General features: G+C 67.9%; 24 protein-coding genes. 23 read left to right on the forward strand and 1 reads right to left on the reverse strand.

Features of this window, described 5'->3' with window-relative positions; genetic code table 11:
• The first annotated feature begins 165 nt into the window (after window positions 1-165).
• The 22 genes from NRB20_RS07640 (at window position 166) to NRB20_RS07745 (ending at window position 22,927) form a co-directional block, all read left to right on the forward strand.
• Entirely contained in the window at window positions 166-1,581 is a 1,416-nt protein-coding gene (locus NRB20_RS07640; RefSeq protein WP_153408994.1) for an ammonium transporter, read from the forward strand.
• A 5-nt stretch (window positions 1,582-1,586) separates the two neighbouring features.
• Window positions 1,587-1,925 (forward strand): P-II family nitrogen regulator, encoded by a 339-nt coding sequence (locus NRB20_RS07645; RefSeq protein WP_040826256.1) that lies wholly within the window; start codon window positions 1,587-1,589, stop codon window positions 1,923-1,925.
• Window positions 1,926-1,975: 50 nt separating this feature from the next.
• On the forward strand, window positions 1,976-4,429 hold the full coding sequence (locus NRB20_RS07650) for a [protein-PII] uridylyltransferase (protein ID WP_153408996.1): 2,454 nt from the start codon (window positions 1,976-1,978) through the stop codon (window positions 4,427-4,429).
• A gap of 330 nt (window positions 4,430-4,759) precedes the next feature.
• Complete coding sequence (locus NRB20_RS07655) at window positions 4,760-5,074, forward strand: hypothetical protein (protein WP_319944603.1); 315 nt, start codon at window positions 4,760-4,762, stop codon at window positions 5,072-5,074.
• A 91-nt stretch (window positions 5,075-5,165) separates the two neighbouring features.
• Window positions 5,166-6,743, forward strand: a complete 1,578-nt coding sequence (gene ffh / locus NRB20_RS07660; RefSeq protein ID WP_319944604.1) for a signal recognition particle protein — start codon at window positions 5,166-5,168, stop codon at window positions 6,741-6,743.
• Between the two features lie 182 nt (window positions 6,744-6,925).
• A complete protein-coding gene (locus tag NRB20_RS07665) occupies window positions 6,926-8,026 on the forward strand; it encodes an amidohydrolase family protein (protein ID WP_153408997.1) in 1,101 nt (366 codons plus the stop codon).
• A gap of 188 nt (window positions 8,027-8,214) precedes the next feature.
• Complete coding sequence (locus tag NRB20_RS07670) at window positions 8,215-8,799, forward strand: Uma2 family endonuclease (RefSeq protein WP_153408999.1); 585 nt, start codon at window positions 8,215-8,217, stop codon at window positions 8,797-8,799.
• Between the two features lie 209 nt (window positions 8,800-9,008).
• On the forward strand, window positions 9,009-9,446 hold the full coding sequence (gene rpsP, locus NRB20_RS07675) for a 30S ribosomal protein S16 (protein ID WP_153409000.1): 438 nt from the start codon (window positions 9,009-9,011) through the stop codon (window positions 9,444-9,446).
• Entirely contained in the window at window positions 9,447-9,692 is a 246-nt protein-coding gene (locus tag NRB20_RS07680; RefSeq protein ID WP_153409002.1) for an RNA-binding protein, read from the forward strand.
• Between the two features lie 32 nt (window positions 9,693-9,724).
• On the forward strand, window positions 9,725-10,279 hold the full coding sequence (gene rimM, locus NRB20_RS07685; RefSeq protein WP_319944605.1) for a ribosome maturation factor RimM: 555 nt from the start codon (window positions 9,725-9,727) through the stop codon (window positions 10,277-10,279).
• 52 nt (window positions 10,280-10,331) lie between these two features.
• Window positions 10,332-11,015, forward strand: a complete 684-nt coding sequence (gene trmD, locus NRB20_RS07690; RefSeq protein WP_153409785.1) for a tRNA (guanosine(37)-N1)-methyltransferase TrmD — start codon at window positions 10,332-10,334, stop codon at window positions 11,013-11,015.
• A gap of 278 nt (window positions 11,016-11,293) precedes the next feature.
• The gene (locus tag NRB20_RS07695; protein ID WP_319944696.1) at window positions 11,294-13,687 is read left to right on the forward strand and encodes a Tex family protein; all 2,394 of its coding nucleotides are present in this window, start codon (window positions 11,294-11,296) and stop codon (window positions 13,685-13,687) included.
• 163 nt (window positions 13,688-13,850) lie between these two features.
• Entirely contained in the window at window positions 13,851-14,735 is an 885-nt protein-coding gene (locus NRB20_RS07700) for a hypothetical protein (RefSeq protein ID WP_153409787.1), read from the forward strand.
• A gap of 149 nt (window positions 14,736-14,884) precedes the next feature.
• Window positions 14,885-15,226 (forward strand): 50S ribosomal protein L19, encoded by a 342-nt coding sequence (rplS, locus tag NRB20_RS07705; RefSeq protein WP_040826229.1) that lies wholly within the window; start codon window positions 14,885-14,887, stop codon window positions 15,224-15,226.
• Window positions 15,227-15,331: 105 nt separating this feature from the next.
• Window positions 15,332-16,192, forward strand: coding sequence for a signal peptidase I (gene lepB, locus NRB20_RS07710; protein WP_153409005.1), 861 nt, complete (start codon window positions 15,332-15,334; stop codon window positions 16,190-16,192).
• Between the two features lie 80 nt (window positions 16,193-16,272).
• Window positions 16,273-17,100: a signal peptidase I gene (gene lepB, locus NRB20_RS07715; protein WP_406603793.1), complete on the forward strand. Its 828-nt coding sequence runs from the start codon at window positions 16,273-16,275 to the stop codon at window positions 17,098-17,100.
• A 75-nt stretch (window positions 17,101-17,175) separates the two neighbouring features.
• Window positions 17,176-17,919 (forward strand): ribonuclease HII, encoded by a 744-nt coding sequence (locus NRB20_RS07720; RefSeq protein ID WP_406603800.1) that lies wholly within the window; start codon window positions 17,176-17,178, stop codon window positions 17,917-17,919.
• Window positions 17,920-17,986: 67 nt separating this feature from the next.
• Window positions 17,987-18,292: a DUF2469 domain-containing protein gene (locus tag NRB20_RS07725; protein ID WP_011210678.1), complete on the forward strand. Its 306-nt coding sequence runs from the start codon at window positions 17,987-17,989 to the stop codon at window positions 18,290-18,292.
• Between the two features lie 123 nt (window positions 18,293-18,415).
• The gene (locus NRB20_RS07730; protein ID WP_319944606.1) at window positions 18,416-18,772 is read left to right on the forward strand and encodes a YraN family protein; all 357 of its coding nucleotides are present in this window, start codon (window positions 18,416-18,418) and stop codon (window positions 18,770-18,772) included.
• On the forward strand, window positions 18,772-20,280 hold the full coding sequence (locus NRB20_RS07735) for a YifB family Mg chelatase-like AAA ATPase (protein ID WP_153409009.1): 1,509 nt from the start codon (window positions 18,772-18,774) through the stop codon (window positions 20,278-20,280). The genes NRB20_RS07730 and NRB20_RS07735 overlap by 1 nt, the downstream gene beginning before the upstream one ends.
• Before the next feature lie 176 nt (window positions 20,281-20,456).
• On the forward strand, window positions 20,457-21,821 hold the full coding sequence (dprA, locus tag NRB20_RS07740; RefSeq protein WP_153409011.1) for a DNA-processing protein DprA: 1,365 nt from the start codon (window positions 20,457-20,459) through the stop codon (window positions 21,819-21,821).
• A gap of 182 nt (window positions 21,822-22,003) precedes the next feature.
• Window positions 22,004-22,927, forward strand: coding sequence for a tyrosine recombinase XerC (locus NRB20_RS07745; RefSeq protein ID WP_153409013.1), 924 nt, complete (start codon window positions 22,004-22,006; stop codon window positions 22,925-22,927).
• Window positions 22,928-23,145: 218 nt separating this feature from the next.
• Here NRB20_RS07745 and NRB20_RS07750 read toward each other — a convergent pair whose 3' ends face one another.
• Window positions 23,146-23,661 (reverse strand): DUF1990 family protein, encoded by a 516-nt coding sequence (locus NRB20_RS07750; protein WP_153409015.1) that lies wholly within the window; start codon window positions 23,659-23,661, stop codon window positions 23,146-23,148.
• A gap of 121 nt (window positions 23,662-23,782) precedes the next feature.
• Between NRB20_RS07750 and NRB20_RS07755 the strand changes: the two genes are divergently transcribed.
• Window positions 23,783-24,550 carry a siderophore-interacting protein gene (locus tag NRB20_RS07755; protein ID WP_319944607.1) on the forward strand — a complete coding sequence of 256 codons (768 nt, stop codon included), beginning with the start codon at window positions 23,783-23,785 and terminating at the stop codon, window positions 24,548-24,550.
• Window positions 24,551-24,552 lie beyond the last annotated feature (2 nt).

Consider the following 24,552-nt stretch of genomic DNA (forward strand, 5'->3'; position numbering starts at 1 on the left):
AACCTCACAGTTGGTCGGAAACAACTGTGTAGGAAACGAAACATGGTAGCAACACGGGGAGCGCATCCGTTCACTCATGTGAAACACAGGGGCGGCACGGATGAAACACCGAATAGCGAACCTTCTGTGCAGGCTCGTTTGCCCATTTTCTTGGCCGGGCCCGAGATGAGGAGGAACAAGGTGGCGTACCCCTTGGTCGGTGTGCCGGACACCGGCGACACCGCATGGATGCTGGCGAGCTCGGCACTCGTCCTACTGATGACCCCCGGCCTGGCGTTCTTCTACGGCGGCATGGTTCGCGGGAAGAACGTCCTGAACATGATCATGATGAGCATCAGTGCGATGGGACTCGTGGGCGTGCTCTGGTCGATCTACGGTTTCTCGGAAGCGTTCGGGAACAACAAGTTCGGAGTGATCGGCAACCCCGCCGAATTCTTCGGGCTGAAGGGCCTGATCGGCTCCAACGGCGTCAAATCCGTACCCGCCGACCCGGCCACGGGCACCGCGGCGGTGCACGGCACCGACATTCCGCTCTCGGGCACCATCCCGATGACGGTGTTCGTCGCGTTCCAATTGATGTTCGCCATCATCACCGTCGCGCTGATCTCCGGCGCGGTGGCCGATCGCCTGAAGTTCCGCGCCTGGCTGGTCTTCGCCGCGGTCTGGGCCACGGTCGTGTACTTCCCGGTCGCGCACTGGGTGTTCGACTTCAACGTTTCCGACGCCGCGGGCAACATCGTCCACCACGGCGGCTGGATCGCGAACAAGTTGCAGGCCATCGACTTCGCCGGTGGTACCGCTGTCCACATCAACGCCGGCGCCGCGGGTCTGGCGCTGTGCATCGTGCTCGGTAAGCGCAAGGGCTGGCCCAAGACGCCGATGCGGCCGCACAACCTGCCGTTCGTCATGCTGGGCGCCGGTCTGCTGTGGTTCGGCTGGTTCGGCTTCAACGCCGGTTCCGCGGTGAGCTCCAACGGTCTGGCCGGTTCGACGTTCGTCACCACCGCCGTCGCGACCTGCGCGGCGATGCTGGCCTGGTTGCTGGTGGAGAAGATCCGCGACGGCAAGCCCACCAGCCTGGGTGCGGCCTCGGGTCTGGTCGCCGGTCTGGTCGCCATCACCCCGTCCTGCTCCTCGGTCAACGTGCTGGGCGCGCTGGCCGTCGGCGCGGTCGCCGGGATCGCGTGTGCGCTGGCGGTCGGCCTGAAGTACAAGCTCGGCTTCGACGATTCGCTCGACGTGGTCGGCGTCCACCTGGTCGGCGGTGTGATCGGCACCCTGATGGTCGGGCTGTTCCTGGCGCCCGAATCGGGTGCGTCGGCGAGCCTGGGCGGCGCCAAGGGCCTGTTCTACGGCGGCGGGTTCAGCCAACTCGGCAAGCAGGCAGTGGGCGCGTTCGCGGTGCTGGCCTTCTCCTTCATCGTGTCGCTGGTGCTGGGATACATCATCAAATTCACCATCGGGTTGCGGGCCACCGAAGAGGAAGAGTTCGCGGGTATGGACGAATCCGAGCATGCGGAAACGGCATACGATTTCGCTGCTGTGGGTGGCACGGCACGTACCGCCGTCAAGGAGGCATGACCGATATGAAACTGATCACTGCAATCGTCAAACCATTCACGCTCGAGGACGTCAAGAGCGGTCTGGAGCAGGCGGGTGTGCTGGGGATGACCGTCAGCGAAGTCCAGGGTTACGGACGGCAGAAGGGTCACACCGAGGTCTACCGCGGTGCGGAGTATTCGGTCGATTTCGTGCCGAAGGTCCGGGTCGAGGTCGTCGTGGACGACGCTTCGGTCGAGAAGGTCGTCGAGGTGATCGTCGAGGCCGCGCGCACCGGCAAGATCGGTGACGGCAAGGTCTGGGTGACGCCGGTGGAAGCCGTGATCCGGGTTCGGACCGGGGAGCGTGGCGGCGACGCGCTGTAGGCGCGGACAGTTGTAGGTAAGCGGTCGATCGGCGGCCCCGTCCCCACCGGATGCCGGTAGGGCGGGGCCGCCCGCACGAGGGTTGGGTGGTGGTGCAGGTGAAGCGCGAAACGTCGGGCGGCGCAACGGATCTGGTACGGGCCCGGGATCAACTGCTGGAAGGCGGTCAGGTCCGCAGGCCGCGGCTGGACGCCCACGCGTTACGGCAGGCGCTGGTGGATCTGCACGACCTGTGGCTCACCGGCAAGGGCGCCGAGGTCGGCATCACCGCCGACAGCGGCCTGGCCCTGGTCGCGGTCGGCGGCCTCGGACGCCGCGAGATGCTGCCCTATTCGGATCTGGATCTGGTGCTGCTGCACGACGATGTCGATCCGGAGCGGGTGGCCGAGGTGGCCGACCGGCTGTGGTACCCGCTGTGGGACGCGCACATCAAACTCGATCACAGTGTGCGCACCGTCCCGCAGGCGCTGCGGGTGGCCGCCGACGACCTGACCGCGGCCCTGGGCATGCTGGACGCCCGCCACATCGTCGGTGACGCGGAGTTGAGCAATCTGCTCATCGGCGGCGTGCGTCGCGAGTGGCGCACCGGAATCCGTTCCCGCTTCGGCGAATTGGTCGAACAGGCGCAGACCCGGTGGCGGCGCAACGGTGAGATCGCGCATCGCGCCGAACCCGATCTGAAGAACGGGCGCGGCGGTCTGCGCGACATCCAGCTGCTCGACGCGCTCGCCATCGCCCAGCTGACCGACGCCATGCCGGGTCTGGGCCCCGACGTCCCGGGCGGCGGGTTGAAACACGCCCATCGCCGACTGCTGGATGTGCGCACCGAACTGCACCGCGTGGCCGGTCGCTCCCGCGACCAACTGCGCGCACAGGACGCCGACGAGATCGGCGCGGCGCTGCGCATCGGCGATCGTTTCGATCTGGCCCGCACGTTGAGTGATGCCGCCCGCACGGTGGGGTACTCGGTCGACGTCGGGTTGCGTACGGCAGGCAATGCCCTGCCACGTCGCGGGCTGGCCAGGCTCCGCCGCATGCCGGTGCGCCGACCACTCGATGAGGGGGTGGTCGAACACGCCGGTGAGGTGGTGCTGGCCCGCGACGCCCGCCCGCAACGGGATCCGGGCCTGATCCTGCGGGTGGCCGCGGCCTCGGCGCAGAGCGGTCTGCCGATGTCGGCGACGACGTTGAACCGCCTGTCCGAGGACGCGCCCGAACTGCGCGAGCCGTGGCCGCGCGAGGCGCTCAACGATCTGCTGGTGCTGCTGGGCACCGGCCGCGCGACCATCGGCGCGGTCGAGGCGCTGGATCGAACGGGCTTGTGGGGCAGGCTGTTTCCGGAATGGGGCGCGGTGCGCGATCTGCCCCCGCGCGATGCGGTGCACACCTGGACAGTGGATCGTCACCTGGTGGAGACGGTCGCGTACGCGGCGGCGTTGAGCACCCGGGTCGCGCGTCCGGATCTGCTGCTGCTCGGTGCGCTGCTGCACGATCTGGGCAAGGGTCGCACCGAGGATCACAGCATCGTCGGCGCGGAGCTGGCCACCCAGATCGGCCGTCGGCTGGGGTTGTGGCCCTCGGATGTGCGCACGCTCAGCGCGATCGTCCGGTATCACCTGCTGTTGCCCGATACCGCCACGCGCCGCGATCTGGCCGATCCGGCGACCGCCGAGGCCGTGGTGACCGCGCTGGGCGGCGATCCGCAACTGCTCGAGCTGCTGCACGCGCTCGCCGAGGCCGATTCCCTGGCGACGGGTCCGGGCGTGTGGGGCGATTGGAAGGCGTCGCTGATCGGTGAGCTGGTGCGCCGCTCCCGGTTGGCGATGGCGGGGGAGCCGGGGCCCGAACCCGATCCGATCGATCCGGATCTGCTGGAGAAGGCGAAAGCCGGTGGGGTGCACGTCGAATTGTCGCCCGGGGAGGGACGTTTCAGTCATGTGGTGACCGTCGTCGCGCCCGACACGCCCGGGTTGCTGTCCGATGCTGCCGGGGTGCTGGCCCTGCATTCGCTGCGGGTGTTGTCGGCGTCGCTGGGGACCGAGGGGCAGGCGGCGATCGATACCTTCCGGGTCGCACCGAAGTTCGGCGATCCGCCCGATCCCGGACTGCTGCGGCAGGATCTGATCCGGGCGGTGAACGGTGAGCTGGACCTGGCTTCGGCGCTCGAGCGCAAGGAGCGGGACGCGGGCCTGCCGCCCAGTCCGTACGCGCAGGCCGAGCCGCGAATCCTGTGGGCCGACACCGGGATTGCGGGTCAGGCGCTGCTGGAGTTGCGCGCGGAGGACCGGATCGGACTGCTCAGTCGGCTCGCCGGCGCGCTCGCGAGCACGGGTGTGAACGTGCGGTGGGCGAAGGTGGACACCCGGGGTGCGGCCGTGGTGGACGCGTTCTGCCTGGATCTGGGTGATGGTGACAGTCCGGCCCGGCGGGACGAGATCGCCGCCGCGGTGTTGGCGGTCGTCCCGCCGCAGCTACCGCCGCCGCCACCGGAGAACACCGAATAACGTCGAATGATCCGGACCCGGGCGGGATTTCGGCCGCAGGCGCTGCCGCGGTTCGAAACGGACATCGGCCCGGATTTCCGCGGTGATTCACGGTCGGCCGTCCTGCCCGCGACTTTGCGGACGAACCGGACGTTCGTCATAGATCAGATTGTTGCGTGAGATTTGCTACAACCTCCGTCTGCGGTGACGCGGGTCACTCTACGATCAGACCGATCTGTGCTGTCGGAGTGTCGGAGATGGTGTGCGCGCGGGGCGGTGACAGCGCCGGCTCGCATACCGAAGGTGTTGTTCGAGGCTTGTCCGAGCTTTTCGAGCATGAGGAGCGGGCCGGTGGCAATTGAAGTCGTTTCCGCATCGATGATGACCAGTGACCTGACCCAGCACATCGCGCGCTGCGTCGGCGGAGATCGCTGGGTGGTGTCCTGGCTGCCCGGCCGCACGCTGACCGGGCAGCAGGCGGTGACCGCCATGACCATCGCCTCCACGGCGAACGGCCATCGGCCCACCGAGGCAGAGTGGACGATGCTCGATTCCATGGCGTTGGAACTGGGCCTGACCGCGCGGGAGGCGATCGGCATGGTCGCCAGCGAGAACCGCGACATCCGGCAGGCGCCGCGCCCGCGGCGGCGCGGGACACTCGAATAAACCACGAACGACTAGGGTGAATCCTTCGACCGGCATGCGCGCATTACCCTGGTATGTCGAGTGACGTCCCTCGAGATCAGGAGCGCGATCGGTGTTCGAATCCCTTTCCGACCGGTTGACCGGTGTACTGAGCGATCTGCGCGGCAAGGGGCGGCTGTCACCGGCGGATATCGACGCGACCGCCCGGGAGATTCGCCTCGCCCTGCTCGAGGCCGACGTCGCGCTGCCGGTGGTGCGCGGCTTCATCACCCGGATCAAGGAGCGCGCCAAGGGCGCGGAGGTCTCCGCCGCGCTGAATCCGGCGCAGCAGGTCGTCAAGATCGTCAACGAGGAATTGATCGCGATCCTCGGCGGCGAGACCCGGCGGCTGCAATTCGCCAAGACGCCGCCGACGGTGATCATGCTCGCGGGCCTGCAGGGCGCGGGTAAGACCACCCTCGCCGGAAAGCTCGCGAAATGGCTGAAGGGCCAAGGACATACGCCGTTGCTGGTGGCCTGCGACCTGCAGCGTCCGGGCGCGGTGACGCAGTTGCAAGTGGTCGGTGAGCGCGCCGAGGTACCGGTCTTCGCGCCGCACCCCGGCACCTCGATTGGTGGCGGGGAGAACCCGCTGGGCATCTCGGCGGCGGACCCGGTCGCGGTCGCGCAGCAGGGCATCGCCGAGGCACGCGGTAAGCACTACGACGTCGTCATCGTCGACACCGCGGGTCGCCTCGGTATCGATGAGGAGTTGATGGCGCAGGCCGCGGGCATCCGCGACGCCGTGCAGCCCGACGAGACGCTGTTCGTCCTGGACGCGATGATCGGTCAGGACGCGGTCACCACCGCCCAGGCGTTCCGCGACGGTGTCGGCTTCACCGGCGTCGTGCTCACCAAGCTCGACGGTGACGCGCGCGGTGGTGCGGCGTTGTCGGTGCGGGAGGTGACCGGTCAGCCGATCCTGTTCGCCTCCACCGGTGAGAAGCTCGAGGACTTCGACGTCTTCCACCCCGACCGCATGTCCAGCCGCATCCTGGGCATGGGCGATCTGCTCACCCTGATCGAGCAGGCCGAACAGGTCTACGACGCGCAGCAGGCCGAGGAGGCCGCGCGCAAGATCGGCAGCGGTGAGCTGACCCTCGAGGATTTCCTCGACCAGATGCTGGCGATCCGCAAGATGGGTCCGATCGGCAACCTGCTGGGCATGCTGCCCGGCGCGGGCCAGATGAAGGACGCGCTCGCGGCCGTCGACGACAAGCAGTTGGACCGGGTGCAGGCGATCATCCGCGGTATGACGCCGGGGGAGCGCGCCAATCCGAAGATCATCAACGCCTCCCGCCGGCTGCGCATCGCGAACGGTTCGGGCGTCACGGTGACGGATGTGAATCAGCTGGTCGACCGCTTCTTCGAGGCCCGCAAGATGATGGCCGCGATGGGTCGTCAGATGGGTCTGCCCGGTGGCGGCAACCGCCGCAACAACAGCAAGAAGGGCAAGAAGGGGAAGAAGGGCGGCCGCGGCCCGACGCCGCCGAAGATGCGCGGTGGTTTCCCGGGGATGCCCGGTATGCCCGCGATGCCCCCCGGGATGCCTGGCATGCCGGACCTGTCCGGGATGCCCGCCGGTCTCGACCAGCTCCCGCCCGGTTTGGAAGGCATCGACCTGTCGAAGCTGAAGTTCCCGAAGAACTGAATCCGGCGCGATCGTGCCCGGATGCGTTGATGGCGAGTTCGTTCATCACGGGTACGTTCGTCCGTGAGCACGGTCCGCTCGCATCGATAGCGAGCTCGATCCGGCTCGCTCGGCCCCCGTCGCGGTTCATTTGTGCGCGCAGTAGTTTGTGATCGAGAACGTCGGCGCGAGCAGGAGGCGGTATGCGGTTGCATCTGCGGGGTGTGGTTCTTCCGGGCGAGGACGCGCGCGAGCTGTGGGTGCACGACGGGCTGATCTCCTTCGAGCCGGTCGCCGACGCCGAAACCCTGTGTGCCACAGGCTGGATCGTGCCCGGACTGGTGGACGCGCACTGCCACGTCGGGATCCGCTATCACGGCGGACACGAGGACGAGGCGGGCGCGGTCGCGCAGGCGGAGACCGAACGCGACGCCGGGGCGCTGCTGCTGCGCGACGCGGGCTCACCCATCGACACCCGCTTCATCGATGAGCGCGAGGATCTGCCGAAGATCATCCGCGCCGGTCGGCACATCGCCCGGCCCAAGCGCTACATCCGTGAGCTGGGCATCGAACTGGACGACGAACGCGATCTGCCGCAGATCGTCGCCGAACAGGCCAGGCGCGGCGACGGCTGGGTCAAGATCGTCGGCGACTGGATCGATCGTTCGGTGGGCGATCTGCGCCCGCTGTGGAGCGACACGGTCCTGAAGGAGGCCATCGACGCCGCCCACAGCGAGGGCGCTCGCGTCACCGCGCACGTCTTCGGCGAGGACGCGTTGCCCGGCCTGATCAACGCCGGAATCGACTGCCTCGAACACGGCACCGGCCTCACCGACGACACCATCGAACTGATGGCCCGGCACGGCACCGCCCTGGTCCCCACCCTCGTCAATATCGACACCTTCCCCGAAATCGCCGACAGCGCAACCAAATTCCCCGTCTACGCCGCCCACATGCGCGACCTGCACCGCCGCGTCCGCACCACCGTCGCCGACGCCCACGCCGCGGGCGTCCCCATCTACACCGGAACCGACGCGGGCGGCTCGATCCAGCACGGCCGCATAGCCGACGAAATAGACGCCCTCGCCGCCGCGGGCCTGTCCCGCCACGACGCCCTCGGCGCGGCCTCCTGGAACGCCCGCGACTGGCTGGGCCGCCCGAGCATCGAACACGGCGCACCCGCGGATTTCGTTGTCTACGAAGCAGATCCGCGCGTCTCCCCGGAGATCCTCACCACCCCGGCCCACGTCGTCCTACGCGGCCGCGTCCACAAACGCCGAAACCCGGTCACTGGACATCGCTGATCACAGCGCTACGCCGACGACGAGGCGGTGACTCTGCGATATTGTGAAATGAAAGCAGGTAAGAGTCTTTTCTTCTTCTCGTGACCGAGACGAGGCCCTTAGACTGGCAGTAGTCGAGTGCACAACATGTGCACAACACAACTGATCCGCGCAGGATCGCTCCAGTCGACGAAGGGACCACTACTCGGATGACCGTCGAGGTTTCGATGTTCCAACCTCTGGGCCCCATGACTGTGGAAGACTGGTTGGTCGAAGATCAACCGGACGATGGTTCTCGGCTCGAGCTCATCTGGGGGTATCTGCACATGACACCGGCTCCTACCGGTTCGCACCAGTATGCGACCGGTGAGTTGTTCGCGGTGCTGCGTGATGCGATTCGTGAAGCGGGACGTGAAGATCTCCATGCGCTGCCCGGTGCGGCAGTAAAGATCAGCACGCCGTTTCGAACGGGTGTAATCCCGGATGTCGTGGCTGTGCTGGGCGATATCAATCATGTGAGTTTCGAGCCGGAGGTTGTCGCCCTGGCTGTCGAGGTGTGGTCACGTGGCAATAATCGCGAGGAGCGCGACACCAAGATCGCGTCCTACGCGGCCGCGCGGGTACCCTACCTCTGGTTGGTCGAACTGCCGACCGGAAAACCGGCTCGGTTCTGGGGATATGTACTCGGCCAATCCGGTTATCGGCAGGAGATCTACGCCGAAGCGGGGGAGACGGTGACGCCGCCCGCGCCCGTGTCCGTGTCGATCGACACGTCGACTCTGCGTTTGTACTGATCGGATCCCGATTTCGGGGGTGGGGCGGGGGTCTGGCAGAATGGGCGATCGTCCTCGTCGAGGGCAGTGTTCGCCCGTCCCCGGTTACGTACCGCGCGGCGGTCACACACTCAAGCGTGAAACCGGGCCCGCATGCCGTGTGGGTCGCTGAATTGCGCCGTGACCACTCAGGCTGCCCGCGGGCGGCCGTCATCGAAAGGCGATGGCCCATGGCTGTCAAGATCAAGCTCACCCGGCTCGGCAAGATCCGGAACCCCCAGTACCGCATCATCGTCGCCGATGCGCGCACCCGTCGTGACGGCCGCGCCATCGAGAACGTCGGCAAGTACCACCCGAAGGAGGAGCCCTCGCTGATCGAGGTGGACTCCGAGCGCGTGCAGTACTGGCTGAGCGTCGGCGCGCAGCCCACCGAGCCCGTGCAGCGGCTGCTGGAGATCACCGGTGACTGGCAGAAGTTCAAGGGCCTGCCGGGCGCCGAGGGCACGCTGAAGACCAAGGCGGAGAAGCCGTCCAAGCTGGACCTGTTCAACGCCGCGCTGGCCGCCGCCGAGAGCGAGCCGGTCGCCGAGGCCGTCACCCCGAAGAAGAAGGCCGCGAAGAAGGAAGCCGAGGCCGAGGCTTCGGCGCAGGCCGCTGAGGCCGAGTAAATGAGTGCCGTTGTTGCCGATGCCGTGGAACATCTCGTTCGCGGCATCGTCGCCAACCCCGACGACGTCCGCGTCGAGCTGATCACCAGCCGTCGCGGCCGCACCGTCGAGGTGCACGTGCACCCGGACGACCTGGGCAAGGTGATCGGGCGCGGCGGTCGTACCGCGACCGCGCTGCGCACTCTCGTGTCCGGGATCGGTGGCCGGGGCATCCGGGTCGACGTCGTCGACACCGACGCGAGTTGATGCCCGCTTCGCGCGTGAGCGGGGATGACCCCGTGCAGCTGGTGGTCGGGCGGGTCGCCAAATCGCACGGGGTGCGCGGCGAACTCGTCGTGGAGGTCCGCACCGACGAACCCGAGCTGCGTTTCGCCCCCGGCGCCGTCCTGAAGGGTCGGCTGCCGCGGGCGAAATCGCTCGGCGAGTACACGATCGAGTCGGCCCGGGAACATTCGGGCCGACTTCTGGTCCGGGTGCAGGGGGTCGGGGATCGTTCCGAGGCGGATGCCTTGCGCGGCATGGTTTTCCTGGTCGACACCGACGATCTACCGCCCTCGCAGGACCCCGACGAGTTCTACGACCACGAACTCGAGGGACTCTCGGTGCGACTGGCCGACGGCACCGTGGTCGGCACCGTCAACGAGGTTCTGCATTCGGCTGCGGGAGAACTGCTTTCGGTGCACGCCGCGGCGAGTTTCGACGGTGTGGAACCGTCCGGGGAGCCGGGGCGGGAGATCCTGATTCCGTTCGTCACCGCGATCGTGCCCACCGTTTCGGTCGCCGAGGGCCTGATCGTCATCGATCCGCCCGAGGGACTGCTCGACAAGGAGTAGCGCAATGCCCGAGGGCGTCGGGGAAACCTCCAGCGCGCGAGCCGCCTCGGCGTTGTGCATCGACGTCGTCACGATCTTCCCCGAATACCTCGAGCCGATGCGAACGGCGTTGCTGGGCAAGGCGATCGACAAGGGGTTGGTCGAACTCGGCGTGCACGATCTGCGGCGCTGGACCCACGACGTGCACAAGGCCGTCGACGATTCGCCCTACGGCGGCGGGCCCGGCATGGTCATGAAACCCACGGTGTGGGGCGACGCGCTGGACGAGGTCTGCCCCGACGACGCGCTGCTGGTGGTGCCGACTCCGGCGGGTGTGCCGTTCACGCAGGACACCGCGCAGCGCTGGTCCCGGGAGCGTCATCTGGTCTTCGCCTGCGGGCGCTACGAGGGTATCGATCAGCGCGTCTTCGACGACGCGGCCCGGCGCGTGCGCGTCGAGGAGGTCAGCATCGGCGATTACGTGCTGATCGGTGGCGAGGCGGCGGTGCTGGTGATGACCGAGGCCGTGGTCCGCCTGCGTCCCGGTGTGCTGGGCAATCAGCAGTCCCACGAACAGGATTCGTTCTCCGACGGCCTGCTCGAGGGGCCGAGTTACACCCGTCCGGTGAGTTGGCGCGGACTGGACGTCCCGGAGATCCTGCTGTCCGGCAATCACGCGAAGATCGACGCCTGGCGACACGAACAATCCCTGTCCCGCACCCGCGATCGCCGCCCGGATCTCCTTCCGCCGCAATAGATCCGGATTCATCGGGGAAGTGCAGGTCCGGTCGGCGCGGTGTCGCACACCGTACAGGTCGGTCGGTATAGCACAGGGGGTGCGTCCACTCGAAAAGAGTGCGGCTGTGCTCGATTCGGTGCGGGGCTGTGGCTACCTGTCGGGGTGCGGCGGTAGTGTCTGCGGGCGTGACGACAGCCTCCGAAACCGTCAGCAGCGAATCCGGCAGCACCGATGCCGTCGACCCGACCGCCACCGGTGGCGATACCGCCGGCGCCGCGCCCGGTGCGACCGGCCGGGTGCACCTGGCCAGCGTCGGCCGTCGCCTCGCCGACGAGCTGAACGTGCGGGACGAGCAGGTGCGTGCCGCGGTCGAACTACTCGACGGCGGATCCACCGTGCCGTTCATCGCGCGTTACCGCAAGGAGGTCACCGGCGGTCTGGACGACGCGCAACTGCGCCAGCTTGAGGAGCGGCTGCACTACCTGCGCGAGTTGGACGAGCGTCGCACCTCGATCCTGGAATCCATTCGTGGCCAGGGCAAACTCGATGCCGAGCTGGAACAGCAGATCATGCTCGCCGAGACCAAGGCCCGGCTCGAGGACATCTACCTGCCCTACAAGCCCAAGCGCCGCACCAAGGCCCAGATCGCCCGCGAGGCCGGTCACGAGCCGGTGGCCGACGCACTGATCGGCGATCCGGCCACCGACCCCGCCCAGTACACCTCCGAACAGCTCGACGGCGCCCGCGCGATCCTGGTGGAGCGTTTCGCCGAGGACGCCGACCTGGTCGGTGAGCTGCGTGAGCTGATGTGGAGCCGCGGTCAGGTCAGCTCGCGGGTGCGGGCGGGCAAGGAAGAGGCGGGCGCGAAGTTCGCCGACTACTTCGAATTCAGCGAACCGTTCGACACGTTGCCCTCACACCGCATCCTGGCGCTGCTGCGCGGCGAGAAGGAAGAGGTGCTCACCCTGCACCTCGAGCCCGACGCCGAGGAGCCCGAGGAAGGCGAACGCACCATCTTCGAGGGCCGCATCGCGCTGAAGTTCGACATCGCCGAACAGGGCCGCCCGGCCGACACCTGGCTGCTGGACACCGTGCGCTGGGCGTGGCGGACCAAGTTGCAGGTCAGCCTCGGCATCGATATCCGGATGCGGCTGCGGCAGTCCGCCGAGAAGGACGCGGTCGACGTCTTCGCCAACAACCTGCGCGATCTGCTGCTGGCCGCCCCCGCGGGCACCCGCACCACCATGGGCCTGGACCCGGGCTACCGCACCGGCGTCAAGGTGGCCGTGGTCGACAGCACCGGTAAGGCGGTGGCCACCGAGGTCATCTACCCGCACAAGCCGCAGGGCCAGACCGAGAAGTCGCTGGCCGTGCTGGCCGCCCTGGTCGCCCGGTTCAACGTGGAGTTGATCGCCATCGGCAACGGCACCGCCTCGCGCGAGACCGATGCCCTTGCCACGGAACTGATTTCGCGTATCCCGGAGAACAAGCCCACCAAGATCGTGGTCTCCGAGGCGGGCGCGTCGGTCTACTCGGCCTCGGCCTATGCCTCGCAGGAACTACCCGATATGGACGTCTCGCTGCGCGGCGCGGTCTCCATCGCCCGCCGGCTCCAGGATCCGCTGGCCGAGCTGGTGAAGATCGATCCCAAATCCATCGGCGTCGGCCAGTACCAGCACGACGTCTCCGAGACGCTGCTGGCCCGCTCGCTGGGCGCGGTGGTCGAGGACGCGGTGAACGCGGTCGGTGTGGACGTGAACACCGCCTCGGTGCCGCTGCTGTCGCGGGTCTCCGGTATCGCCGGTTCGGTCGCGGAATCCATTGTGGCGCACCGTGATCAGAACGGCCCGTTCCGCAACCGCAACGCCCTGCTGAAGGTGCCGCGGCTCGGCCCCAAGGCGTTCGAGCAGTGCGCGGGCTTCCTGCGCATCCGCGAGGGCGACGATCCGCTGGACACCTCCTCGGTGCACCCGGAGGCGTATCCGGTCGTGCGCCGCATGCTCGAATCCACCGGCCGCGACATGGCCGGGCTGATCGGCAACACCACCGTGCTGCGCGCGCTGCGGCCCGGCGAGTTCACCGATGAGCGCTTCGGTGTGCCGACGGTCAGCGACATCATCGCCGAACTGGAGAAGCCCGGTCGCGACCCGCGCCCGGAGTTCAAGACCGCCGAATTCGCCGCCGGGATCGAGAAGGTCGCGGATCTGCAACCGGGCATGGTGCTCGAGGGTGTGGTCACCAATGTGGCGGCCTTCGGCGCCTTCATCGATGTCGGTGTGCACCAGGACGGTCTGGTGCACGTCTCGGCCATGTCGCACAACTTCGTCAAGGATCCGCGCGAGATCGTGAAGTCCGGTGACGTGGTGCGGGTCAAGGTGCTCGAGGTCGACGTCGCCCGCCAGCGCATCGGCCTGTCCCTGCGCCTGGACGACGAGCCCGGCGCGGGTAAGCCCGAGCGCGGCGATTCGCGTCCGCGTCAGCAGGGCGGGCAGCGCGGCGGCGGCAATCCGCGTCAACAGGGGCAGGGTGGCCAGGGCCAGGGTCGCAACCAGCAGGGCGGGCAGGGACGTCAGCAGGGCCAGGGTCGCAACCAGCAGCAGGGCCAGGGCCGGAACCAGCAGCGCCGCAACGCATCCGAGCCCTCCGGAGCGATGGCCGACGCGCTGCGTCGCGCCGGATTCGGCAAGTAGGCTCGTCGGAGTAGGCGGCGACGCGGCCCCGGCGGTCCGCATCCGATGGATGCGCCCTGCCGGGGGCCCGCAGTGCTGCACAATGTGGCTGGGCGGGTGCTGCGGCCCCGGTTCCGGTGGTGCTCGTACTCCCGGATCGCGGAGATGACGGGACATGGCGGATATGCGACGGTGGCTGGACGAGACCGTGGTCGCCCACGGTCGGCTGCCGCTGCTGTGCTTCCTGCTCGGTTTCATCGTCGGATTCCTGCTGATCAGGCTCAGCGTCCGGTTGATCCGCAAACGGGTGCGCTGGTGGCCCGGCAATCTGCGCGCGGGCGATGTGCACATCCACCACATGGTGTTCGGTGTGGTGCTGGTGTTGCTGTCCGGGATCGGCCTGGTCACCGTCTACAACAGCGGTGTGGGCACGGTCAGCGCGCTGGCCTCGGTATTCGGTCTCGGCGCGGCCCTGGTGCTGGACGAATTTGCGCTCATCTACTACCTGCGCGACGTGTACTGGGAGGAGCAGGGCCGCACCTCGGTCGACGCGGTGTTCGTCGCGCTGGCGGTGACCGGGTTGCTGCTGCTGGGTTTTCACCCGCTGTGGTTGCTGGACGTCGGGAACATCCGGCACGACCACAGCCCGACGGGCCGGACCTTCCTGAGCCTGTTCGCCGTGGTGAATCTGATGCTGGCCGCGATCGTCATCGCCAAGGGCAAGATCTGGACCGGACTGTTCGGGATGTTCTTCATACCGCTGCTGGTCGTCGGCGCGCTGCGGCTGAGCCGGCCCGGCGCACCCTGGGCGCGTTGGCGCTACGCGGGGCGGCCCCGGCTGATGCAGCGTGCGATCCGGCGCGAACGTCGGTATCGGCGTCCGGTGATCCGCGCGAAGATTTTCGTACAGGATCTGATCGCCGGAAAACCCGATGCCGTGGCGCACATGCGGGTCGCGGCCGAGGAGGAGTTGGCTCGTCGGGTGGTGCCCGCGCCCGCGCCGCCGCATCCGATCGGGCAGTCGTTGCCGAGAATTCCCGGTCACGGCCGCCGGACCGGGGGCGATTAACGGCCGGGCGTGCGGGTCTGGCACAATACTCGGGTTGCCCTGGGCTGATCTGTCCAGCGCACCGCCCATAATCCGGAGCACGAACCGGTCGAGCGCCCTGTGGCGCGCCGCCAGGTTCCTCTGTTCGCGCGAACTCCACAAGGACGGAAATGAACACCCTCGACTTCGTCGACGAAAAGTCGCTGCGTAGCGACGTGCCGGACTTCCGGCCCGGTGACACCATCAATGTGCACGTGAAGGTCATCGAAGGTAACAAGGAACGCATCCAGGTCTTCAAGGGCGCCGTGATCCGGCGTCAGGGTGGCGGCATCCGCGAGACCTTCACGGTCCGCAAGGTTTCCTTCGGTGTCGGTGTCGAGCGCACCTTCCCGGTGCACAGCCCCAACATCGATCACATCGATGTGGTGACCCGCGGTGACGTCCGCCGGGCCAAGCTGTACTACCTGCGCGATCTGCGCGGCAAGGCCGCCAAGATCAAGGAAAAGCGCTGATCACATCCCGTTGACGGGATTGCGTTGTGGGAAAGCCTCCGGCCGCTGGGTCGGAGGCTTTCCGTATTCTCGGACCCGTTTCTCAGCTCATCGACCCGCCCTCGAATGCCAAGTGCGGCTAGGTTGTTCGTCGTGACGCGGGACAGCGAGACGATCGACGAATACGACGATGTGCGGCCGGGCGGATACACGCCGCGCCGATCGCGGCGGGAAACATCGCAGGGGAAGAAGAAGCGCAGGAAGCAGCGGCCGTTCTGGCAGGAATTCCCGATTCTGGTCGTGATCGCGGCGGTGATCGCGGCGTTGGTGGTGACCTTCATCGGTCGGCCGTACGTGATTCCGTCGGGGTCGATGGAGCCGACGTTGCACGGATGTCCCGGGTGCACGGGGGACCGCATCTACGTCGAGAAGCTCAGTTACGACTTCGGTGATCCCCAGCCGGGCGATGTGGTGGTGTTCAAGTCGCCGAGCAGTTCCTGGGACGAGGGCTACCACTCGACGCGCTCGAGCAATACGGTCGTGCGGGGCGTGCAGAATTTCTTCTCGTTCTTCGGTCTGGTGCCGCCCGATGAGAACGACCTGGTCAAGCGGGTGATCGCGGTCGGCGGTCAGACCGTGCAGTGCTGTGACGCGCAGGGCCGGGTGCTGGTCGACGGTAAACCGCTGGACGAGCCGTACGCCTACTATTCGGACCCCTATCAGCCCGGTCTGCCGTTCGCGGTCAAGACGGCGATGGGAGTGTCGACCAATCCCGCCGGACGGGAATTCGGGCCGATCAAGGTGCCCGAGGGCAATCTCTGGGTGATGGGCGACAACCGCAACAACTCACTCGACTCGCGCGGCCACATCGACGATCAGTACACCGGAACCGTGCCGATCGCGAACGTGCGCGGCAAGGCGGTGTTCAAGATCTGGCCGCTGAAGCGGATCGGGCCGGTGCGATCGCAGAACCCGCAGGCGAACTGAGCGCGCCACGCCGAACGCGTTGCGGCACTTGTCGACATCCCGGTAATGACCGTGGATGGGGGCGGGATAACCTGTTCGGCGTGGCAGACGAATTCGACTCGGGGGCGTCGACCGAAGGGGACGACGACGCTGCGAACGCGCCGGTGCCGCGCCGTCGGCGATCGCGGGGGAAGAAGCAGAAGAAGCAGCGGCCGTTCTGGCAGGAGCTGCCGATTCTGATCGTGATCGCGGCGGTGATCGCGGCGTTGGTGGTGACGTTCATCGGTCGGCCGTACGTGATTCCGTCGCAGTCGATGGAGCCGACGTTGCACGGTTGCCCCGGGTGTACCGGGGACCGGATCTATGTCGAGAAGTTGACCTACGACTTCAGCGATCCGAAACCGGGTGATGTGGTCGTGTTCGTCGGGCCGAGCGGATCGTGGAACAAGGAGTACCACACGAATCGCTCCAGCAATGTCGTCGTGCGGGGTGTGCAGAATTTCTTCTCGTTCTTCGGTCTGGTGCCGCCGGATGAGAACGACCTGGTCAAGCGGGTGATCGCGGTGGGTGGTCAGACCGTGCAGTGCTGTGACGCGCAGGGGCGGGTGCTCGTCGACGGCAAACCACTGGACGAGCCGTACGCCCGGTACCTGTACCCGTATCAGCCGGGTCAGCCGTTCGCGGTCAAGACGCCGATGGGGTTGTCGATCAACCCGGTCGGGCGGGAGTTCGGGCCGATCAAGGTGCCCGCGGGCAACTTGTGGGTGATGGGCGACAACCGCAACGAATCCGCCGATTCGCGTGCCCACCAGGACGACGAGTACTCCGGCACCGTCCCGGTGAAGGATGTGCGCGGTAAAGCGGTGTTCAAGATCTGGCCGCCGAGTCGGATCGGGCCGGTGCGAGCCCAGAATCCGCAGACGAACTGATCGCCGCGCCGGACGTGCGGGTGGTCCGGCGGATGCGGCCGCGAGAAGCGAACGGATAATCGAACGGTGGGTGCAGTGGCGCGCAACGGGCAGCGAACCGGGGACTGGCCGCCGCGAGTGGTGATGCGCAGGGCAAGTGGTCTGCGCACGCTCGAGGCGGCGCTGATCCGCAGTGGTCTGGGGCCGGTCGCCGGGGTGGACGAGGCGGGGCGGGGATGCTGTGCGGGGCCGCTCGTGGTCGCGGCCTGCCTGCTCGCGCCCAAGGCCTACGATTCGCTGGCCGGTCTGGACGATTCCAAGAAACTCACCGAATCCGTGCGCGAGGAGCTGTTCCCGATCATCCAGCGCCGGGCCCTGGCCTGGCGGGTGGTGGTGATTCCGGCCTGGGAGATCGACGCGATCGGCATCCACGTCGCCAATATCGAGGGCATGCGGCGGGCGGTGGCAGGGCTGGATCAGCGGCCCGGTTATGTGCTCACCGACGGTTTCAAGGTGCCCGGTATCGCGGAACCCTCGCTGCCGGTGATCGGCGGCGACGCGACGGCGGCCTGCATCGCCGCGGCCAGCATTCTGGCCAAGGTGACCCGCGACCGGATGATGGTCGAATTGGACCAGCAGTTTCCCGGCTACGGTTTCGCGACGCACAAGGGATACAACACGCCCGAGCACACCGCGGCGCTGGATCGGCTCGGACCCAGCGACGAACACCGGCGGAGCTGGCGCAATGTGCGGATGATCGGTGGGGAGGATGCCGGTCCGGTCCGTCGCGCCGGGGCCGGAGCGAGGCGGTTGGCTACCGACGCCGCGCATGCGAGATGATGTCAGAACACGCAGTGAGGCGAGCCCGCCGGGGGCGGCGTCGTGAACCAGGAGGACTTTCCACCAGATGAGTGCCGAGGACCTCGAGAAGTACGAAACCGAGATGGAACTCTCGCTGTACCGGGAGTACAAGGACATCGTCGGTCAGTTCTCGTACGTGGTGGAGACCGAACGCCGCTTCTACCTGGCCAATTCCGTCGAACTACGGCCGCAGAACGCCGATGGCGAGGTGTATTTCGAAGTGCGCATGTCCGACGCATGGGTGTGGGACATGTACCGGCCCGCGCGCTTCGTCAAGCATGTCCGGGTCATCACGTTCAAGGACGTCAACATCGAAGAGCTGGAGAAGCCGGACCTGCGTCTGCCGGAGTAGTCGTTCGGGGCGACGGCGCGCGTGTCGTGCGCGTGTTGTCCCCAGACGGGGGTTATCCACAGACTTTCTGTTTTCCCAGGTCGGCGGGATCGGGCGGGAGTGTGGTCCGGCCATCCTGAGCGGGTGGCACATAATCTTGCGCTCGGCGCACACGGGGAAGAGCTGGCGGCACAGTATCTGCGTGCGGCCGGGATGGAGATCGTCGCGCGGAACTGGCGTTGTCGGTACGGCGAGCTGGATCTGATCGCGCGCGATGCGGAGGTGACCGCATTCGTCGAGGTGAAGACGCGTCCGGGCCGTAAGTTCGGCTCACCGGCCGAGGCGGTGACCTTCACCAAGCAGCAGCGCATCAGACGATTGGCGCTGCTGTGGCTCAACGAGCAGCAGGGGGCATGGCGGCAGATCCGCTTCGACGTGGTGTCGGTGCTGATCGAGCGGGAGTCCGAGCCGGTCATCGAACATCTGAAAGCGGTGTTCTGATGGCGCTGGGGCGGGCGTTCTCCGTGGCGGTGACCGGGGTGGACGGGCAGTTGGTGGAGATCGAGGCCGATATCGGGCAGGGGTTGCCGTCGATCCACCTGGTCGGGCTGCCCGATACGACGCTGAACGAGTCTCGCGATCGGGTGCGGGCGGCGGTGACCAATTCGGGTGAGAAATGGCCGGACGGCCGGGTGATTCTGGCGTTGTCACCGGCGACGTTGCCGAAGGTCGGCAGTGTCTACGATCTGGCGTTGGCCGCGGCCGTGCTGGATGCGGGGGATGCGGTGCCCTCGGCGCGGCTGGAGGGGGCGGTGCTGCTGGGGGAGCTGGCGCTGGACGGGCGGGTCAGGCGGGCGCGCGGGGTGCTGCCCGCCGTGCTGGCCGCGCGGGCGGCGGGCCGGAGTACGGCCATTGTGCCGGAATCCGCACTTGCCGAGGCGAGTCTGGTCGACGGGATCAAGGTGCTCGGCGCGGCGACCCTGCGCGAATTGGTCGACTGGTTGCGTGGTGAGGGGGAGTTGCGTCCGCCCGAGGGCATGCTTCCCTCGTCCGAGCGGCCCAGCGGTGATCTCAACGAGGTGATCGGGCAGGACGAGGCGCGGTGGGCATTGGAGGTGGCCGCCGCGGGTGGCCACCACGTGCTGCTGACCGGGCCGCCAGGAATCGGCAAAACCATGTTGGCGCAACGTCTTCCGAGCCTGCTGCCGATGTTGACCGAACGCGAGTCGCTGGAGGTGACCGCGATCCATTCGGTGGCGGGCATCCTGCCGGGCGATCATCCGCTGATCACCGTCCCGCCGTTCGTCGCACCACATCATTCGACCTCGGTCACCGCGATGGTCGGCGGCGGGTCCGGTTCGGCGCGTCCGGGCGCGGTCAGTTGTGCCCATCGCGGGGTGTTGTTCCTGGACGAGTGCGCGGAGATCGGCACGAAGGTGCTGGAGGCATTGCGAACTCCGTTGGAGGAGGGCGAGATCCGCATCGCCAGACGGGACGGCGTGGCCCGCTATCCGGCACGTTTCCAGCTGGTGCTGGCGGCCAATCCCTGCCCGTGCGCGCCCGCGCGCGATGTCGACTGCATCTGCGCACCGCTCGCGCGGCGACGTTATCTCGGCAAGTTGTCCGGGCCGCTGATGGACCGCATCGATATCTGGGTGCAGATGCACGGGCAGGCCTCCGGCGCGTTCGCCGCCTCGGGGGCGGAGAGCAGCGCGGTGGTCCGGGGCCGGGTCGAGGCGGCCCGCAAGGCAGCCGCCGTGCGCTGGCAGGAGTACGGCTGGACCACCAACGCCGAGGTCCCGGGACACACGCTGCGCCAACGTTTCCGGCTACCACCCGAAGCCCTGGCCCCCGTGGAGAACGCCCTACGCTTGGGCCGAATGTCCGCCCGCGGCGCCGACCGCGCCATCCGGGTCGCCTGGACCATCTGCGACCTGCGCGGCGGCGAGATTCCCGGCACCCAGGACGTCATGCAGGCGTTGAACTTCCGCCAGCGCGGTGCGGCATGAGCGGCGGGCAGCCTCGGGCGCGCTGGGCCTCGACACCCGCCGAATATGCCGATTCCACTGTGTCGGAAGAGTATTCGGCGGCGCGGGAACCCATCGATGTCGGTCCCACGATCGGTCGCGAATCGGCATCCGGCTACGGCGATGGCTCGGGGGAAATACCGGGCCGTGCGGATCCGATGCCGCGTAGCGCCGATGGGGCCGGGGTGTCGATCTGCGGGGGAACGGCTTTCGGCGAGCCCTCCGGTTCGGGGGCGGTGGTGCTGGAGGAGGAGACGGTGGTGGGGCGCGATGGTTGTGCGGGCGCGGGGGCATACGAGGAGTCGATACTGCGCACCGGTACCGGGGAGGAATATGTGGAGCTGGACTCGGGTGGCTATGGGAACCTCTGTGCCTCAGGTGGTTTCGCTGAAGATGGGGATGAGCGGAGGTTGGCTTGGGTTTATCTGTCGCGGGTTGTGCAGGGGCCGTGTGCGGCGTTGTCGGGGTTGATCGAGCGGGTGGGGGTGGTCGAGGCGGCGCGGGCGGTGCGGGAGTGTGATCTGCCCGAGTCGTTGCGTGGGGCGACCGAGCAGCGGCGTGGGAGTGATTGTGCGGAAAGGGATTTGGCCAGCATTCTGGAGTCGGGTGGGCGGGTGGTGACGCCCGATGATCCGGAGTGGCCCGCGTGGCGGATGCTGGGGCTCGGGCAGCTCGACGCGGCGCGGGATCCGGGGGCGGCGGTGCCGCTGGTGTTGTGGGTGCGGGGGCCGGGATCGTTGCTGACCGCGAGCGAAAAGGCGCTGGCCGTGGTGGGTGCGCGATGTAGTACCGGGTATGGCGAGCGGGTCACCGGGGAGATCGTCGGTGATCTGGCGGCGCAGAGGTGGACGATCGTTTCCGGGGCGGCGTTCGGGATCGATGGTGCCGCACACCGCGCGGCGCTGGCCGCCGGTGCGCCGACGATCGCGGTGCTGGCCTGCGGTGTGGATCGGCCCTATCCGGCCGCGCATGCCCGGTTGCTGGCCGAGATCGCCGAAACCGGCCTGGTGGTCAGCGAATATCCGCCCGGCGCCACCGCGCACAAACATCACTTCCTGGCACGGAATCGGATCATCGCCGCGTTGGCAGACGGCGTGCTGGTGGTGGAGGCGGGATTGCGCAGCGGCGCGCGCAACACCGTGAAATGGGCTCGCCGACTCGGGCGTCCGGCCCTCGCGATCCCCGGTCCGGTCACCTCCGCGTCCTCGGCGGGCTGCCATCGGATGATCCGTGAGGGCGAAGCCGTGCTGGTGAGCCGCGCCGAGGAGATCGTCGACGAGGCAGGTCCACTGCACCTGTCCCTGCCCGCCGACGCGCCCGTCCCGGAGCGAGCCCTCGACGGTGACGAGGCCCTCGTCTACGCCGCTCTGCCGAGATCCGGCGCACGGATCCCCCTCGAGCTGTCCGGCGAGTCCGGCCTCTCGCTCCCCGCTGTCCGTGCCGCACTGGCAGCCCTGGACCTCGCCGGACTTGTCGGCTGCGACGAATCCGGCTGGTTCAGAACCACGAGACGTGGTCGATAGCCGGGGGCGGGGCGCCACGTCTCGAACGACGATCAGCGGCGAACCGGCAGGCCGACAGTCGACCGTTGCTGTGCTTCGGATGATGGACGACGCCGGCGGTGAGGACAGTGCACGCACATGGTCGAGGGGTGAATCCGGTGCGGTGACTTGTCAGGTGGGCGGGGGTCGGTGAGTGTGGAGGGATGGATGCACTGCCCGAGGATCTGGAGGCGTTGCTGCTGGAGTACGGGCGGCATCTGCGGCTCGGACGCAACCGGTCCGCGCATACGGTTCGTGCGTATGTGGGCGATGCGCGGTCGCTGCTGCTGCACCTGTGTTCTCGGGCGGCAGATTCCGGCGTGGGGGAGATCGACCTGCCGTTGCTGCGGTCCTGGTTGTCCGTGCAGTCCGGGGCCGGGGCGGCGCGCACCACGATGGCGCGGCGGGCATCGGCCGCTCGCACCTTCACCGCCTGGCTCACCCACACCGGGCGGCTGGCGATCGATCCCGGGCCGCGACTCGGATCGGCGCGGGCGCATCGGGTGCTGCCCTCGGTACTCGGCCGTGAACAGGCCGCCGATGTTATGGATGCCGCGCAATCCGGTGCGGCACAACATGATCCGATGGCATTGCGGGACAGGCTGATCGTCGAGCTGCTCTACGCCACGGGTATCCGGGTCAGCGAGCTGTGCGGCCTGGACATCGACGATATCGATCGGGAACGTCGCCTGGCTCGCGTACTTGGCAAGGGCAACAAGGAGCGCGCGGTCCCGTTCGGCGCCCCCGCCGACGAGGCGCTCGAGAGCTGGCTGCGCTCGGGCCGCCCGGCCTTCGCCAACGCCGAGTCCGGTCGCGCCCTGCTACTGGGCCGCCGCGGTCGCCGACTCGACCAACGTCAAGCCAGAACCGTTGTGCACGAGGTGGTTTCGGCCATCCCCGGAGCCCCCGACCTGGGCCCGCACGGCCTCCGTCACACCGCCGCCACCCACCTGCTCGAGGGCGGCGCAGACCTGCGCATCGTCCAGGAACTCCTCGGCCACGCCAGCATGGCCACCACCCAGCTCTACACCCACGTCTCCGTCGAACGCCTCCGCAACGTCCACGACCAGGCCCACCCCCGCGCCTGAGCCGGACTGTCGCCGCAGAGTCCGCTCGGCTGCCCCCGCATGCCGGTGATGGCGCTCCTCGAAGCAATGCTGTCCGAAGAGCCGGCACACGAAGGCGGCGTATCGGGCCGAATGCATCGTCTGTATGGAAACGATGAATACAGCACGGGCACAGTCGAATTCGGTGAATCTGATACAGGCGGGCAGCTATCCGGAGTGTGTCTACTCTTGGTCGCGGGTCAGGCGGGGCGGATGGCGTCGACGTACTTCCCGGCCATGTAGTGCTGGAGGCGGCGGGTCACCGGGCCGCCGAGGCGGGTGTACCAGGTTCCGGGGCGGGAGAAGGCGGCGACCAGGCCGTGGACGGAGTCGTCGGTGGGGTCGTAGTCGACGGCGAACAGTTCCTCGCCGATTTCGGGGTGTCCGGGCAGGGTGCCGTAGGCGAAGCCGCGACGGTCGGGCTCGTTCAGGACGTAGACGACGCGGCAGGGCGCGGTGATGGCCAAGGGGCCGATGCCCAGGCGGACGGTCAGTGCGGTGCCGGGCGTCGCGGACGGTGTGCTCGCCGAACCGAAGATGCCGGCGCCGCGCTGCATGCGATAGGTGAGGACCTGCTCGGCCGCCGATTCGAACAGGTCGCGGCCAGCGCCGATCCGCCGCCGCAGCCGGAAATGGTGGTAGCCGGCCGGGAATTCCCTGCTCGTCGCGCCGGTTTCGGGATAGGTGAAGGGCGGAGCATCGGATTCGTCGGCCATCTCCCCATCCTGGCCGACGACGCCGTCTCCCGCCTCAACTATTATCGAAGACATATCGCGAGCTATCGTCGATACTTCATGCTAACCTTCCTTAGGTAATCCTAATTACTGGAGGTGCCTTGTGGCTCGTACACCGTTGTCCTTCGTCGTCCGGCGCACCGAGCGCCTGACCGACCATCTGATCCGGGTGCACCTGGGCGGTCCGGGATTCGCGTCCTTCACGCCCAACGGTTTCACCGACGCCTACGTCAAATTGCAGATCCCGGGCGAGGACGGCCCCATCACGCGCACCTACACGGTCCGCTCCATCGATCCCGACCTCGAACAGATCGCCATCGATTTCGTCTACCACGGCGCGGAGGGCGCGGCCGGTCCGTGGGCTGCCGCGGCGCAGCCCGGCGATGAACTCGTGCTGGCGGGCCCGGGCGGTGCCTACGCGCCGAAGCTCGATGCCGATTGGCATCTGCTCGCGGGCGACGAATCGGCCCTGCCCGCCATCTCGGCCGCCTGCGCCGCGCTGCCCGAGCAGGCGGTGGGCCGCGTGTTCGTCGAGATCGCCGGTCCCGCAGACGAATTGGACTTCACCCGGCCGGCCGGTGTGGAACTGGACTGGGTGCATCGCGGCGACCGCGAGCCGGGTGTCGCCCTCGCCGAGGCCGTGCTCGCCGAACCATGGCGGGACGGCAAGGTGCACGTCTTCATCCACGGCGAGGCGCAGGTCGTCATGCACGAACTGCGCCCCTACATCCGCAAGGAGCGCGGCGTCCCCGCCGATCACGCCTCCATCTCGGGCTACTGGCGTCGCGGCCGCACCGAGGAGACCTTCCGGCAGTGGAAGCGCGAGCTGGCCGAGCGCGAGGGTGTCGAGCCGACCGGCGCGCGGCGGTAGGC

The sequence above is a fragment of the Nocardia macrotermitis genome, assembly GCF_009604405.1.
In the GTDB taxonomy this organism is placed as follows: domain Bacteria; phylum Actinomycetota; class Actinomycetes; order Mycobacteriales; family Mycobacteriaceae; genus Nocardia; species Nocardia macrotermitis.

Bases quoted from the DNA above. Each gene is read 5' to 3' on its own strand.
- NRB20_RS07640 (WP_153408994.1), top strand. From the start codon at position 166: ATGAGGAGGAACAAGGTGGCGTACCCCTTGGTCGGTGTGCCGGACACC.
- NRB20_RS07645 (WP_040826256.1), top strand. From the start codon at position 1,587: ATGAAACTGATCACTGCAATCGTCAAACCATTCACGCTCGAGGACGTC.
- NRB20_RS07650 (WP_153408996.1), top strand. From the start codon at position 1,976: ATGCCGGTAGGGCGGGGCCGCCCGCACGAGGGTTGGGTGGTGGTGCAG.
- NRB20_RS07665 (WP_153408997.1), top strand. From the start codon at position 6,926: ATGCGGTTGCATCTGCGGGGTGTGGTTCTTCCGGGCGAGGACGCGCGC.
- NRB20_RS07670 (WP_153408999.1), top strand. From the start codon at position 8,215: ATGACCGTCGAGGTTTCGATGTTCCAACCTCTGGGCCCCATGACTGTG.
- rpsP (WP_153409000.1), top strand. From the start codon at position 9,009: ATGGCTGTCAAGATCAAGCTCACCCGGCTCGGCAAGATCCGGAACCCC.
- NRB20_RS07680 (WP_153409002.1), top strand. From the start codon at position 9,447: ATGAGTGCCGTTGTTGCCGATGCCGTGGAACATCTCGTTCGCGGCATC.
- NRB20_RS07700 (WP_153409787.1), top strand. From the start codon at position 13,851: ATGCGACGGTGGCTGGACGAGACCGTGGTCGCCCACGGTCGGCTGCCG.
- rplS (WP_040826229.1), top strand. From the start codon at position 14,885: ATGAACACCCTCGACTTCGTCGACGAAAAGTCGCTGCGTAGCGACGTG.
- lepB (WP_153409005.1), top strand. From the start codon at position 15,332: ATGCCAAGTGCGGCTAGGTTGTTCGTCGTGACGCGGGACAGCGAGACG.
- NRB20_RS07725 (WP_011210678.1), top strand. From the start codon at position 17,987: ATGAGTGCCGAGGACCTCGAGAAGTACGAAACCGAGATGGAACTCTCG.
- NRB20_RS07735 (WP_153409009.1), top strand. From the start codon at position 18,772: ATGGCGCTGGGGCGGGCGTTCTCCGTGGCGGTGACCGGGGTGGACGGG.
- dprA (WP_153409011.1), top strand. From the start codon at position 20,457: ATGCCGCGTAGCGCCGATGGGGCCGGGGTGTCGATCTGCGGGGGAACG.
- NRB20_RS07745 (WP_153409013.1), top strand. From the start codon at position 22,004: ATGGATGCACTGCCCGAGGATCTGGAGGCGTTGCTGCTGGAGTACGGG.
- NRB20_RS07750 (WP_153409015.1), bottom strand. From the start codon at position 23,661: ATGGCCGACGAATCCGATGCTCCGCCCTTCACCTATCCCGAAACCGGC.